At 69.6% G+C, this 14,298-nt stretch carries 10 protein-coding genes; 4 read left to right on the top strand and 6 right to left on the bottom strand.

The annotated features are described in order from the left end of the window. Positions 1-7: 7 nt before the first annotated feature. Together POL72_RS40445 and POL72_RS40440 are read right to left on the bottom strand one after the other, a co-directional pair. Positions 8-2,449 (bottom strand): proprotein convertase P-domain-containing protein, encoded by a 2,442-nt coding sequence (locus POL72_RS40445; protein ID WP_272102193.1) that lies wholly within the window; start codon positions 2,447-2,449, stop codon positions 8-10. 36 nt (positions 2,450-2,485) lie between these two features. Continuing rightward, positions 2,486-4,081, bottom strand: a complete 1,596-nt coding sequence (locus POL72_RS40440; protein WP_272102192.1) for a sensor histidine kinase — start codon at positions 4,079-4,081, stop codon at positions 2,486-2,488. 192 nt (positions 4,082-4,273) lie between these two features. Here POL72_RS40440 and POL72_RS40435 point away from each other — a divergent pair, with 192 nt between their 5' ends. The 3 genes from POL72_RS40435 to POL72_RS40425 all read left to right on the top strand — a co-directional run bounded on the left by POL72_RS40435 (position 4,274) and on the right by POL72_RS40425 (position 6,405). Next, positions 4,274-4,750: a hypothetical protein gene (locus POL72_RS40435; protein WP_272102191.1), complete on the top strand. Its 477-nt coding sequence runs from the start codon at positions 4,274-4,276 to the stop codon at positions 4,748-4,750. A gap of 91 nt (positions 4,751-4,841) precedes the next feature. Next, positions 4,842-5,258 (top strand): thiol-disulfide oxidoreductase DCC family protein, encoded by a 417-nt coding sequence (locus POL72_RS40430; protein ID WP_272102190.1) that lies wholly within the window; start codon positions 4,842-4,844, stop codon positions 5,256-5,258. A gap of 856 nt (positions 5,259-6,114) precedes the next feature. Continuing rightward, positions 6,115-6,405 carry a cupin domain-containing protein gene (locus POL72_RS40425; protein WP_272102189.1) on the top strand — a complete coding sequence of 97 codons (291 nt, stop codon included), beginning with the start codon at positions 6,115-6,117 and terminating at the stop codon, positions 6,403-6,405. A 137-nt stretch (positions 6,406-6,542) separates the two neighbouring features. Here the strand turns inward: POL72_RS40425 and POL72_RS40420 are convergent, their stop codons facing one another. Then, positions 6,543-8,051, bottom strand: coding sequence for an FAD-dependent oxidoreductase (locus POL72_RS40420; RefSeq protein ID WP_272102188.1), 1,509 nt, complete (start codon positions 8,049-8,051; stop codon positions 6,543-6,545). An 87-nt stretch (positions 8,052-8,138) separates the two neighbouring features. Here POL72_RS40420 and POL72_RS40415 point away from each other — a divergent pair, with 87 nt between their 5' ends. Continuing rightward, a complete protein-coding gene (locus POL72_RS40415; protein WP_272102187.1) occupies positions 8,139-8,783 on the top strand; it encodes a TetR/AcrR family transcriptional regulator in 645 nt (214 codons plus the stop codon). 229 nt (positions 8,784-9,012) lie between these two features. Here POL72_RS40415 and POL72_RS40410 read toward each other — a convergent pair whose 3' ends face one another. The 3 genes from POL72_RS40410 to ltrA (POL72_RS40400) all read right to left on the bottom strand — a co-directional run bounded on the left by POL72_RS40410 (position 9,013) and on the right by ltrA (POL72_RS40400) (position 14,296). Next, entirely contained in the window at positions 9,013-11,154 is a 2,142-nt protein-coding gene (locus POL72_RS40410; protein WP_272102186.1) for a hypothetical protein, read from the bottom strand. Between the two features lie 122 nt (positions 11,155-11,276). Beyond that, positions 11,277-12,629, bottom strand: coding sequence for a group II intron reverse transcriptase/maturase (gene ltrA, locus POL72_RS40405; RefSeq protein ID WP_272102185.1), 1,353 nt, complete (start codon positions 12,627-12,629; stop codon positions 11,277-11,279). Positions 12,630-13,303: 674 nt separating this feature from the next. Next, positions 13,304-14,296: a group II intron reverse transcriptase/maturase gene (gene ltrA / locus POL72_RS40400; RefSeq protein ID WP_272102910.1), complete on the bottom strand. Its 993-nt coding sequence runs from the start codon at positions 14,294-14,296 to the stop codon at positions 13,304-13,306. Positions 14,297-14,298: the final 2 nt, after the last annotated feature.

Below are 14,298 nucleotides of genomic sequence, written 5' to 3'. Positions count from 1 at the left end.
GATCTCCTCAGGAGCTTTGCGAACGCAACCGCTTACAACGCATTCTGACCAGCGCGATGAGCGCGAGCGCCGCGGGCCATGGCCACGGGGGCTCGTCACCCCCCACGAAGCGGCACCCGCAGCCGCCCGTCGTATCGCTGCTGGCGGATGGGTCGCCGTTCGAGCTGGCGCCCGCGCCGGTGCCCGACGCGGGGGTGCCGGTCCCCGCGCCGCCGGCGCCGCTGCCCGTCGCGCCGCCTTCGCCCGTGGTGCTGCCGCCGCTCGTGCCGGCGCCGCTGACCGCCGTGGCCCCGCCGGTCGCCGCGCCGCCGGCGCCGCTGCCGGTCGCGCCGCCTTCGCCCGTGGTGCTGCCGCCGCTGCCCGCCGCGGCGCCGCCGACCCCTGCGCCGCCACCGCCGCTGCCCGTCGCGCCGCCTTCACCCGTGGTGCTTGCGCCGCTCGTGACGGCGCCTCCGGTCGCCGTGGCGCCGCCAGTCCCCGCGCCGCCACCGCCGCTGCCCGTCGCGCCGCTCTCACCCGTGGTGCTTCCGCCGCCGGTACCGCCGCCTTCGCCCGTGCCGCTGCGCGGGCAGCCCAGGACCGACACGTCGTCGATCGCGAGACCGGCGAGCTGGACGATCGCGTCGCTGTCGAGGTGGAATACCACCTCGACTCGCTTTCCGGCGTATCCGCTGATGTCGGCGTAGTGCGTGCCCCATCCCGCGCTCTCCTGGAGCACCAGGTTGGAGCTACCGACGGTCGTGGTCATCGATGCGTCGAGGAACTCCCAGAGGCGTCTGGCGTTCGCACCCCCGACCTCTCGGATCTCCACCCATCCGTAATCCGAGGACGCGTCGTCGAGCTGGTACTTCATCGCCCAGCGGAGCTGGATGGGCGCCTGCACCCCGGACAGGTCGATCGGCGGGGAGACGAGATCCTGATTCGAGCTCGCGTTGTACACGCCGGAGAGGTTCGTCTTCCAGCATTGCGTCCCGCCGTTGCACGTCGCGATCGGCGCGGCGCTCGGTGTGCCGACCGCCCACGCGTCGGCCGTGCCGGCGTGCGTGAAACCCTGCGCGCCGCCCTCGAAGTCCGCTGACAGCAGGGCGGCCGGGGCGTCGCCGCTAGAGCACGAGGGCGCGGGGATCGGCGCGTCGCAGATCGTGAGGCTCCACGCGGACAACACGCCGAGGTTGTTCGAGTTGTCCGTATCGTCCCGGAGCGTGAGCGTCCACCGGCCTCCAGCGTTCTCCCCATCGAACCAGTGCAAGCGGTAGTCGAGCTCCGGCTGCACCATCATGCCGTTCAGCAGGGTGAAGTGTCCGGCCGGGAACGCAGCCTCGTCGTCGATCGTGAGTTCGAGGTTCGGGTAGGTCCTGCTGCCGATATCGGTGAATAGACCGTTGGTGTTGCCGGCCGGCGAGACGAGGTACACGTCCACGTCGGGAGGCATGGGATGGCTGAGCCGGACGCTCACGTTCAGGTCACCGATACGGGGCGCGCCCGGGACGTCGATGAACGACGTCGTGGGCGCGCCGAAGAGGATGTCCCTGGGCACGTTCGCGCTGTCGTACGTGGTGCACCCCACGCTCGGCGCCGCAGGATGCACGCTCACGCTGAGCCCGTAATCACCCGCCGTCACCGAGCCCGTCACCGTCACCCTGTAGGTACCCGCTGATTTCACCGTCGCGAAGATGGCGTCCGAGTACGGTGTCTCGACAGGCCCGGCTTGATTGTCCACCTGGATGTCGAACCCGGACCCGAAGGGGCCGATCGCGAGCGCGGCGGCGAACTGCGTGAGGTCGCGCGTCGGGTCCTGATCGAGGCTCGCGAAGAGGGTGTCGCCGGCGTTGAGGGAGAGCGAGTAGCTGTCGACATCGGTCGCGCCGCTGTGCGTGCCAGCGATCCAGCCGGTCGCGGGGAGCGCCTGCGGTGTCGTGTCGTTCGGCTCGACCTCCGCTATGGGCACGCCGCTCTGCACCTTGAGGTGGAGGTCGTAGGGGCGCACCTGGACGGTCGCGGAGGGCACGCGCACGCGCGCGTAGTACGTTCCTGCGGTCGCGAGGGGCGTGCCCGCGATGCTCGGCGACAAGCCCCCGAACGACCCGTTGAAGACGTCGGTCTCCAGCACTGTTGTGCCGTCCTGATCGAGGATGTCGAGGTCGGCGTCCTGCGACGCGGTGGAAGACGCGGACATCACGGCCGCGTAGACACGGCTCCCGGCGGGCGCCTGGAACGAGAAGAGATCCGCATCGCCGTCCGGAACGAGGTTGGCGCGCACGACCGTGTCGCTGGAGATGGCGTTCGCCTGCAACGCCGTCCCGTTGGGCTCCGCCTCCGAGGCGAGTTCCTGTCCGACAGCCAGTCGTGCTTTGCCAAGGCCGTCGCCTTCGTTTGCGCCGCAGCCGGCGAGGATCAACGCCGCCGCCCCCAGCGCAGCGGACGAGCTGATGAAATCGCTGCTTTTCACGTCGTTTCCCTTCCGTTCAGCTGCCCCGATGCCACCTCACCCCGCCGCCTCCGCCGCCCTCTCGGGCCACCGCGCCTCGAAACGCGCGCCGCCCCCCGGGGCGCGCTCGTGGCGCAGCGCTCCCCCGTGCCGCTCCAGCCAGCGCGCCGCGACGGCCAGGCCGAGGCCCGTGCCCGGGTGCTTCGCGTCTCGCCCCCGCCCCGTCACGAACGGCTGGAACAGCATCGCCTCGATCTCGGCCGGCACCCCAGGGCCGTTGTCTTCCACGCGCACGACAACGAAGCCGCCCTCGCCGCGCGTGACCACCGCCCGGATCCGCCCCTCGGGGCTCCCGTCGAGCGCGATGGCCGCGTTCTGCAGCAGCGCCGTCGCGACGTCGAGGAACGCCCCGCGGTCGGCCTCGACGAAGATCGACCCGCCTGACTCGGACGCCACCTCGATGGGCGGCGCGCCCTCGCCGACGATCTGCCGGACCTGGCTCGCCGCGAGCCGCAGCGTGGAGAGCACGTCGACCTCGCTCACCTCGAGCGGCCTCGGGCGGCTGTAGCGGAGGAGATCGTCGAGGAAGCGCCTCGCCCGGTCGACCTGGGCGCGCAGCGACGCCACGGTCTCGGGCCTTATGCCCTGCCGCTCGAGCAGCTTCGCCTGCGCGGCGATGACCCCGAGCGGATTGCGGATCTCGTGCGCGACCGCGCTCGCGAGGCGGCCGAGCTCGGCGAGCCGCTCGGCCTGGTCGGCGCGCACCTCGACGCGCTCGATCTCGTCGGCGAGGTCGCGGACGCCGATGGGCCTCGAGAAAAGCCGGCGCCCGAGGTGCTCCACGACGAGCATGCGCAGCGGGTCGGACGGGAGCGCGGCGAGGAAGACGACGAAGGCGAGCCAGCCGAGCGACGCGCCGCCGCCCGGCGCGAGCCCGGGCAGGACCTTGAAGAAGACAACGAGCCCGAGCGTCGAGACGAGCGCCGTCAGGCCGGCGTAGGCGAGCCCCTGCGCGAAGACGCGGCGGGAGCGGCCCAGCTCGCCGATGAGCACGGCGTAGGCCACGAGCAGGATGGCGAGGAGCAGGAGCGGCGCGCCGAGGAGCACGTCGCCCAGCCGGAGCACGCGCAGCCCCACGACGAACCCGCCCCCGAGCGTCGCGAGCACGCTGCCGAAGAAGAGCGCAGCGATGCGCCGCCGCTGGAGCCCCCGGGCCGCGAGCGCGGCGCGCCCGATGTGAACGGCGACCACGACCCAGGCGACGGCCATGACGACCGAGAGCGGGAAGAACAGCGGTCCCGGCGAGCGGGCCGCAGGACCGTAGAAGAGGCGCGGGTCCACGGCCCCGAGCAGCGCGACCGCGGCGCTCACGGCGTACGCCAGGGCGACGGGGCGGCGCGAGGCGCCGGCGACGTCGGTGTAGGCGTGGGCGAGGCCCGCGGCGACGATGATCCCGCTCGGGAGGACGTGCTCGGCGAGGGCGAGCGTGCCGTCGGTCTCGAGCAGGATGAGCCCTGTGACCCAGAAGGCGAGGAAGAAGCAGAGGGCGACGAGGCCGCGGCCCACATTGCGCCCGAGCCGCAGCGCGGTGACAGCGACGGTGACGGCAGCGGCCCAGAGCGGGTAGTACGCGAGAGCGACCAGGGGTCTCACACGGCCTCGGCGGGGTAGGAAGCCCCGACGATAACGCCGAATGCCCCGGGGGCGCGAGGTGTCCACGGCGTGGGCAGCGGCCTGCCCATGGCCTGGGCACCGCGGCCCGGCGCCGCGCCTTGATCCAGCCGATCGGCGCGGATCCCGCGGATGGCACGGGCGCTGCTGAGAGGCCTGTCGAGGAGACGAACCATGGCAGACGGGGTCGAAAGCTATCTCATCGCGGTGTACGGGGCCTATGCGGTCATCAGCGTCGGACTGACGATCTGGATCGCCCGCACGCTGTTCAAGAATGGATCGGTGTTCCTGGAGGAGGTGTTCGCCGACAACCCGAGGATGGCCGAGGCGGTGAACCGCCTGCTCGTGGTGGGGTTCTACCTGGTGAACCTGGGGTATGCGTCGCTGATCCTGAAGGCGGAAGGCTCGGCGACGCTGACGGAGGCGGTCGAGGTGCTGTCGTCGAAGCTGGGCCTGCTCTTGCTCTCGCTCGCGCTGATGCACTTCACGAACCTCCTCGTGTTCCACCGCATCCGCCGCCGCGCGAAGCTCGCGGTCCTGCCGCCTCCGGTCGCGCCGCAGATGCGCATCGATCCGCGCACGGAGCGCGCGGAAGAGGAGATGGCCGCGCAGCGACAGCGCCGGCGGGCCGTCGCGGAGGTCTCGGCGTGACGAACCCGGACGCGGGCGCGGGGCGCCGTGGCGCCTCGCGCTGGCGGCACGGCCAGGCGCCCTGGCCTCCGCGCTGCGAGGAGAGCGGGCCATGATCGAGCGAATCACCGTGCTCTATGACGCCGAATGCGCGCTGTGCGCGCGGTGCCGCCACTGGATGGAGCACCAGGCGGCGCTGGTCGAGATGGAGTTCCTGCCCGCCGGCTCGCCCGAGGCGGCGGAGCGGTACGGGGCCGTGCCCTGGCTCGGCGAGGAGCTCGTCGTGATCAGCGATCGCGGCGAGGTCTGGGCCGGCCCCGCGGCCTTCATCGTGGCGCTCTGGGCGCTCGAGGGGTATCGCGAGTGGTCGTACCGGCTGAGCGGCGACACGCTCTCGAAGATGGCGGAGCGCTTCTTCCACGCGCTGTCGGGCAACAGGAAGTGGCTCGCGGGCTGGTTCGGCCACCCGTCCTGCGCGAGCGGCTCCTGCCGGCTGCCGGGAGCGCCGGCAGCAGGGCCTTATCGGTGAAGAGAGCTAGTTTCGCCCGCCAGAGGTCCCGCCAGGGACCCGGAGAGAGATTTCAACGCAACGTCGCAAAGCCGCAAAGTCGCAAAAAAGAACAGATTTTGTGTAGTTGATCGCCCGCGCGCAGCGGTTGCGTTCCAAAGCGCCGGCTTCGGAACGCGCTCCGCGGAGCGGCTACGCCTTGGATGCGACGCGCTCGCATCCAAGGCGTCAGCCTGCCGGTGATTGGTTGCAACCGGCCCGACGGCTGGCCTTCTCCGAGACGCTGCCCCTGACCGGGCCGTGTCCCCCCTGCTTTGGACCGTTGACAAGCGGCAAGCTGTGAACTACAAATGTAGTTATATGGGGGGGGGCGTTCCAAGAACCTCTCCTGATGCGGAGACGCGTGCGGGCCCTGTCAGGAAGTGTGCGATGAAGAGGCGCTCGGCAGCGGCAGTTGCCGCAATCGCCACGCATCTCTGAGCTCGCCCCGGACGGTTTGACTTAGAAGAGGAGTGCCATGGGAAAGAGCGTGCTCGATTGCAAGTTTCCCTCGACGTTGTTCGGCGGTGCGGCGTTGTTGCTTTTCCTGGTGAGCGCTTGTGCGACGCAACCGTCGCCGGCGCCTGTGTCCGCTGACTCGAAGCTCCCGCTGAACGGGCCGGAGGCGACGCCGATCGTTCGAACGCAGGAAACCGAGGGCGGCGCGGCTCCAGTGCCGGCGGCCAACGCCAACCAACTTGCCTCGCCTGCGGTGGAAACGCACCCGAATGCACGAGCTCCGGCGACGACCGCGCCAGGCTCCGCAGGAAGCGCGGAGCGCGCCCAGGAACCGAAAACTGCCCAGGGGATCTCGCGCACGCTGCTCGATCAGTCGGACTTGCAGGAGCTTCCCGGGTGGGAGACGCGGATGTACCTCATCGAGTATGCGCCCGGCGTCGCGGCGCCGCCGCACCACCACCCGGCGGCCGGCGTCGGGTACGTAGTGAACGGCAGCTTCGAATCCACCTTCGAGGGCGGCAAGACCACCGAGGTCCGCGAAGGGCAGAGCTTTCGGGACTTGCCGAACGTGCCCCACGTGATGTTCAAGAACACGAGCGCCACGAAGCCGCTCAAGTTCGTCATATCTTACGTGGTCCGCAAGGGCGCTCCAGTGCTGGTCGTCCCGTGACCACGCTTCGCATCGTCGAAGCAACGGTCGGCTGGCGCCGAACGCCCTCATGGCCCTCGCCGCTGCCAGAGCGCACTTCGCTCACATCGGGTTTGCGCTTCTCTGTCGCGCCCGTCGCAGACCCGCCGTCGCAACGCTCAGCTGAACGCGGCGAGATGGTCCGACACTGCCGAGGCGTCGCCGGCGTCGGAGATCAGCGCGACGTAGCCGTCGGGACGGATGAGCACGAGGGTGCGCTCCGTCGCGCCGTAGGCGTGGGCGAGATGGCCAGCGGTGTCGGCGACGTCGTCGGGGCCCGTCGGCTGTCCGACGACATGGAGCGTCCTCAGATCGGAGGCTGAGGCGCCGATCGCAGGCGCAGGCCCGAAGCGCAGCAACGTGAAGCGCCCGCCGCGCGTCAGCTCGAACAGCCGTCGTTCACCTTCCACCGTGGTCAGCTTCGTCGCGTCGGGGGCGCGGTCGCCGGCGCGGAGCAGGGCACCCTCGTCGCGGTCGTCGCGCGCCAGGGAAGAGCCGCGGTAGTGGATGTCGAGCTGGGTGATGCTCGCATCGCGGCGGAGGGCGACGTCCTTCCGCTCGAGCACCTGCTGGAGGCGCGTGTTCGAGATCGCGAGCACGCCGGCCGCGATCGGCCGCCGCTCGGCCTCGTAGCTGTCGAGCAATGCCGGCGAGGCGCCCTTCGCGACAGCCGCCAGCTTCCAGCCGAGGTTGTGCGCGTCCTGGATGCCCGTGTTCATCCCCTGGCCGCCGGCGGGCGAGTGGATGTGCGCCGCGTCGCCGGCGAGGAGCACGCGACCCTCGCGATACCTGTCGACGAGGCGGACGTTCGCGCGCCACAGCGACGACCATATCGGCTCGTGGAGCCGGAGGTCGGTGCGGCCGCTCCGCCGCTCGAGGATCGCCAGCATGTTCGCGAGGCTGAGCTCGGGGTCCTGTCGCGGCGCGACGACGGCGTGATACTGGAAGAGGTCGGTCGAGGGCAGCGGGCAGAGGCCGAAGACGCCCTCCTCATGCCACCAGATGTGCCAGGCGTCGCGGTCGAGGCCGTCGACGCCGACGTCGGCGACGATCATCCGCACTTCCTCGCGGGTCTCGCCCTCGAACGCGATGCCGGCCTGCTTGCGGACGACGCTGTGGCCGCCGTCGCAGCCGACCAGCCAGCGCGCGACGACCGTCTCCGTCTCGCCGCCCTTGACGACCACCGCCGACACGCCTTCGTCGGACTGCTCGAAGCTCGCGAGCGCAGCGCCGAATTCGACCGCGCCGCCGAGCTCCAAAAGCCGGAGCCGCAGCGCTTCCTCGGTGCGCCACTGGGGCGTGATCAGGCTCGCCGGATAGGGGATGTCGGAGCGACCCGTCAACGCCTCGGGGACGGCGCCGCCCAGCGTCACCCGGCCGTCGGGAGCCGTGGAGCGGATCGGCATCGCCATCCGGCCGTGGGCGATCACGCGATCGACGATGCCGAGATCGTCGAAGACCTCGAGCGTGCGCGGCTGGACGCCCTTGCCGCGCGAGCCGGGCCGCGGGCCTGGGGCGGCCTCGATGAGGCGGAAGGACACGCCGCTGCGGGCGAGCCCGCAGGCCAGCGTCAACCCGGTCGGGCCGGCGCCGACGATCAGCACTGCGCACGCCTCGGGATCCGCCATCGTCAGCCTCCGGTTGAAGAGAGTGATCCATCTCTTATCATCCGCGGCGTTGATAAGAAATGAAAATATCTCTAAACAAGCGGGGCCATGACGACAGGAACACGAACGCGAGCGCGCCGCAGGCGACGCGGCGCGCAGCTCGAGGCCGATCTGCTCGACGCGACCTGGGAGGAGCTGGTCGAGGTCGGCTTCGCGAACCTGACCATGGAGTCGGTCGCCGCGCGCGCTCGCACGGGGATCGCGGTCCTGTACCGTCGCTGGGCGAACAAGGACGAGCTGGTGTTCGCCGCCATCCAGCACCGCCGGGACGTGAGCCCGGTCGCGGTCCCCGACACCGGCGCGCTGCGCGGCGACCTGCTCGCCCACCTGACGGCCCTGAGCGACGCCCTCGCCGGCTTCTTCGCCATCGCCGCGGCCGCCGCCTTCTCGGGGCTGCTGGCCGGCACCGGCCTGACCCCTTCGCAGGTGCGCGACAAGGTCATGGACACCCAGAAGCCGCGCGTCCGCATCCCCTACCAACGCGCCCACGACCGCGGTGAGATCAACCTCGAGCGCATCCCCTCCGCCGTGCTCGCCCTGCCGTACGACCTCGTGCGGCACGACCTGCTCATGGGTCTCAAGCCGCTGAAGCCCGCGCGCATCCAGTCCATCGTCGACGAGCTCTTCCTGCCCCTCGTACAGGGCTTTGGGGCGCGCGAAGGCGATGCAGCACGTCGCGTTCGGCGTCGATGACGTGCTGACGGGTCCACGAAAGCGCGGCGCGTGCAGCGTGGCCGCACCGTGGAACCGGTGATGCCGCGAGCCCTTCACCGCGGGCGACGCGGCGGCGGAGGGCGCCCTGTCGGGCCACACCGGAGCCGCCTTCGGCGGCGAAACAGGCGGAAGCTACGAAAATCGCTCGTGTTCCCGGCCGCTGATCGTCATCGACCGGTGTTTCTGGCGGGACCTGTGACACGCGGAGCTAGGGGAGCCATTGGCCCACCTCGGCGATGGCACGGGCGACCCCCACGATCGCCGCCGTCCCGCCGAGCCGCAGCAAGAGCGGAGAGAGCTCGGTGAGGCTGCCGAAGCCTACCAACATCCGCGGAAGCTCGTCCGTCCAGTCGTTGCCGAGCTCGTTGCAGATGACCCTGGCTGCATCGGGGAGGGCCATCCAGGGCGCGCAAGCCGAAAGGACGCGCAAGGCCAGCCGGTCGCCGTGGGCCCAGTAGGAGGACATGACCTCTCGTACGGCCTTCTCGCGCATCTCCTCGGGGAGATCGGGCAAGATGCCCGCGAAGGAGACCATCCGAGATTCCCCTTCTCGGCTCTCCGCGAGGCGCCAAGCTTCATCGGGCGAGAGGTCCGTGGGGCGAATCACTATGTCCCTCGACAGATACGCGTCGACCTCGTCGTACGTCGCGCCCGCGCGGATCCGGCGGGTGCGCTCGGGGTCGGCCGCGCTCCGGTCCGTCGTCACGTGAGGGATGGACCGGGGAAGGATCTCATCGAGACCTGCGCACGCATCCGTTGCCCATCCCTGAATCAGCTGCTGCTCCGAGCCTGTCACCAGGGAGGCGAACGTCACCAGCGCCTCGGCACGCTCGCGCACGGCTCCAGTCGGCCTCGTCACATCCACCGTTGGCTCTACATAAGGCGCCGTGCGATAATCTACTTCTTCGACACTTCTCTCCTTCGCGAACAAGGAAGCTTCGACCAGGGCGCACCGAACGATAACGCAGAGAAGCGTTGCCCTCTCTTGCTCGGCCGCTGCAGCGCGCTCCGGACGGCAGGCTTCGATGAGCGCGTCCTCGGCGGCGTAGCGCGCGCGGCGAGCGTCCGTGGTGAACCCGACCAAGCCTCCGGGATGGCTCATCCAGATTCGGAGCCACTCGGGTGACACGAGCGTCAGCAAGTCAAATATTGATACAGAGCGCCGCTTCATGTGGGCGCCCAGGTACTCCACGAGGTAGGATGGCCACGCCTCGGGCGAGATGGTTCCACGCGTGAGCGCCGCCAGCCCCCTCACGATGAGGGCATCTTCGATGGACGCGACTTTGTTCGTGTCCATCGTCCAACCTGCACGAGTCGCGTCGTCGCGGAAGGAAAACGTGCCATCGTCGCTCAGCACGACGAGCCGCTGAGCAGCGTGCGGCCCGTCCTTGAAGGCCTCAACCTCGGTTGGGTCCAACCTTAGTGCCGAGACGAGGCCGTCGTTCGATACAGGAGCGAGCGCCGTCCCAAGCGCATCGAAGAAGCGGGCCAGCGAGGGTTCCATGTCGCCAGCGCTCTCGGCCGTCCGCCGCGCCTGCGTCGTTTCTTCCGAAGAGTCGCGCTCGCCGGCAAGCAAGAACACTCTCGTCTGCTCCGGAGACCAGGCGAGCCGTTCATGCAACCCAACGCCGCGCGCCGAAGGACTCTCCGGGCTGGTCGAGACAATGATGTGTGCCCCGTCGTAGGCTTCACTCAGGAAGGGCATCCTCCTGTGCGGCCACCCATCTGCCGCCCGCTCGATCCCGTCCACGATGACGAGCAACTGAGGGCATTCCTCGTTGGGAACCGACGAGACTGAGTCGACGCCCCGAAGCGCCATTCGGATTGACAGCATCAGCTCCTCGGGGCTGCGCGGCCGACTGAAGACCGCCGTTGCTGAACTCCGAAATAGACCGAAGAACAGCTTCAGCATATCGCGTTCGACCGCGGTTCCGATGCAGGGACTTACCGGCAGGAAGATCACCTCGGCTGACTTGCGCTCCACGATCGATAGAGCCCATCGCGCCAGGAGGGCCGTACGTGTCCCGGGATCGGCGCTCACCACCAAGGCGCAGGCAGGCCCGCCGGCAAGCCAGTCGTCGAGCTGTGTGAGCAAGGGGAGGAACTCTGGCGGAGTCGGCCGAACGAGAACCTCGTCCGCGATGGTTCGCCAGAACGAGGCAAGCCCGCGATGCGAACGCGCATAGCCGCCCTCCGGGCCGCGCAAGGATTGGAGTGCATCTCGCCTGGCGGCGAGATCGTGCCCGCGACCGCCGGAGCCACCACCACCGCCGCCGCCCCCCATCTCGAAGACGCCGGGGTTCATCCCGGGGATGGCAGGGATGTTCGGGACCGGGGCGATACGGGCCATTGGTAGATCCTACTTTCTCCTGCCCGGCTGTGAAGCCGGGCGATGAAGGGCAAGACCCCCTTTCAAACCGTGCATGCGGATTTCCCGCACACGGCTTACCGGTGGTCTCTCGGGCCGCTGCATTACGCAGCCTCCGGGTACTGGATGGTCCCGCGCAGGCGGTACAGCCCGTGGCCTTCGACGAAGAAGTCGCGCGTCCAACCCTCGGTCTCGCCCGCCCGCAGGTTGCGCCCCTTGCGCTTCACGAGGAAGCCACAGAGCCGCCGCCACACGTAGCTGTCGATCTGGTTGAACTTGTCCGCCGCATTCCCGGTGCGGAAGTAGTTGCCCCAGCCGCGCAGCACCGGGTTCAGGTCGCGGATCAGCACCCGCACGTCCTTCACGCCGTTCCTGGCTCGACCGGTCAGCTCCTTCACGCGCTGCCGCACCCGCCTCATACTGCGCTGAGAAGGCCAGCGCTGGAGAAAGTACACGCGCCGGCGTGACTGCTCCCAGATCGGCCCGCTCATGCGCTTGCGCAGGTGGCAGCCGAGGAAGTCGAAGCCCTCCTTGCCCCAGGAGAGATCCACCCGCCTCGTCTTGTCCGGGTGGAGCTCCAGACCGAGCCGCGCGAGCACCTCGCGCACGCGCTTCTCGGCCTGCTCGCACGCCGACCTCGTGCTGCACACGATCACGAAGTCGTCCGCGTAGCGCACCAGCGTGCCCAGGTGGGCACCGTGGCGCTCCCACGCCGCATCGAGCACGTGCAGGAAGATGTTCGACAAGAGCGGCGAGATCACGCCGCCCTGCGGTGTCCCAGAGAGCGTCGCTACTTCGCGCCCCTCGTCCATCACCCCGCACCGGAGCCACTGCCGCAGCAGCTTGAGTACCCGCCGATCCGAGACGCGTCGCTCGACCAGCTTCATCAGCTTGTCGTGGTCGATGCTGCCGAAGTAGTCGCGGATGTCCGCGTCCAGGACGTGGTTGCCTCCGCGAGCTCCCAGCTTGCGGAGGGTCTCCAGCGCCTCTGTCGCGCTGCGACGAGGCCGGAAGCCGTACGAGTTCGGACGAAAGTCCGCCTCGAAGATCGGCTCCAGCACAAGCTTCGCCGCCATCTGCACCACCCGGTCCCGGATCGTCGGGATGCCTAGCGGCCGCTTCTTTCCGTCAGCCTTCGGGATGTACCGGCGCAGCACCGCTGCTGGCCGGTACGAGCCTGCGCGCAACGCGACGCGGAGCTCTTCAAGGAAGCGCTCCACGCCGTGCTGCTCGATGTCGGCGAGCGTCTGAGCATCGACGCCCGCCGCACCGCGGTTCCGCTTCACCCGCTTCCACGCTTCCGCGAGGACGTCACACCTCGCGATGCGGTCATACAACGCGTGGAACCGGCGCCCCGGATGCCGCTTGGCCGCGACCCACAGCCGGCGTTGGAGTTGTCGCACTTGGTCCACGGGCTCGCGCCCGCGGGGGTGGTTGGGACCGGTCCTGCCGGCCATGCCCTCGCGCTTACCTCCTCGACCGACGCGACCACCGCAGGGGCCTCTCCCTCCGACCGCGTTGTTCGTCGCGGCCCTCGACGGTACTACGGCCCCCTCGGACTCCCGCTGCGCGGCGCTCGACTTCACCTTCGGCTTATACGAGCCACCTTGCCGCGACGACGGCAACGCAGACGGGTCTCCCGTGTTCCGCACCTCTCCTTGAACGCGTGCTGCGCCCTGTACCCCGGAGGGACCCGTCGCGCGTTCTGCTCCGGACTGCGGCGCGACGGACGTGGCCTTCGCCGTGGCATGCGCGGCTCGGCTCCCTCGTTGTTTCTCTGTCGAGGCGGCAGGCTTCACTTCATGTTGCGGCCCGCGTTCTTGCTCCCTCCGTGGAGGCTTTCGACGCCCCGCTCGGGCCGCGGGGTCTCCCCCGCCAACCTGGGGCCTGCTACCGGGCGCTCCGGCGCTTACCCGGACGGGACTCTCACCCGCTGGAGACGTGCAGCGTGAGACCGCTCCCTCGCCCCGCGGGCGGGGTCCAGGCTCGATCTCGTCACGACGCACCATTGGTAGATCCTACTTTCTCCTGCCCGGCTGTGAAGCCGGGCGATGAAGGGCAAGACCCCCTTTCAAACCGTGCATGCGGATTTCCCGCACACGGCTTACCGGTGGTCTCTCGGGCCGCTGCATTACGCAGCCTCCGGGTACTGGATGGTCCCGCGCAGGCGGTACAGCCCGTGGCCTTCGACGAAGAAGTCGCGCGTCCAACCCTCGGTCTCGCCCGCCCGCAGGTTGCGCCCCTTGCGCTTCACGAGGAAGCCACAGAGCCGCCGCCACACGTAGCTGTCGATCTGGTTGAACTTGTCCGCCGCATTCCCGGTGCGGAAGTAGTTGCCCCAGCCGCGCAGCACCGGGTTCAGGTCGCGGATCAGCACCCGCACGTCCTTCACGCCGTTCCTGGCTCGACCGGTCAGCTCCTTCACGCGCTGCCGCACCCGCCTCATACTGCGCTGAGAAGGCCAGCGCTGGAGAAAGTACACGCGCCGGCGTGACTGCTCCCAGATCGGCCCGCTCATGCGCTTGCGCAGGTGGCAGCCGAGGAAGTCGAAGCCCTCCTTGCCCCAGGAGAGATCCACCCGCCTCGTCTTGTCCGGGTGGAGCTCCAGACCGAGCCGCGCGAGCACCTCGCGCACGCGCTTCTCGGCCTGCTCGCACGCCGACCTCGTGCTGCACACGATCACGAAGTCGTCCGCGTAGCGCACCAGCGTGCCCAGGTGGGCACCGTGGCGCTCCCACGCCGCATCGAGCACGTGCAGGAAGATGTTCGACAAGAGCGGCGAGATCACGCCGCCCTGCGGTGTCCCAGAGAGCGTCGCTACTTCGCGCCCCTCGTCCATCACCCCGCACCGGAGCCACTGCCGCAGCAGCTTGAGTACCCGCCGATCCGAGACGCGTCGCTCGACCAGCTTCATCAGCTTGTCGTGGTCGATGCTGCCGAAGTAGTCGCGGATGTCCGCGTCCAGGACGTGGTTGCCTCCGCGAGCTCCCAGCTTGCGGAGGGTCTCCAGCGCCTCTGTCGCGCTGCGACGAGGCCGGAAGCCGTACGAGCTCGGACGAAAGTCCGCCTCGAAGATCGGCTCCAGCACAAGCTTCGCCGCCATCTGCACCACCCGGTCCCGGATCG

The organism is Sorangium aterium (assembly GCF_028368935.1).
Taxonomy (GTDB): Bacteria; Myxococcota_A; Polyangia; order Polyangiales; family Polyangiaceae; genus Sorangium; species Sorangium atrum.
Note: the sequence above shows the minus strand (reverse complement) of the source record. Positions and strands in the feature narration are given on the sequence as shown.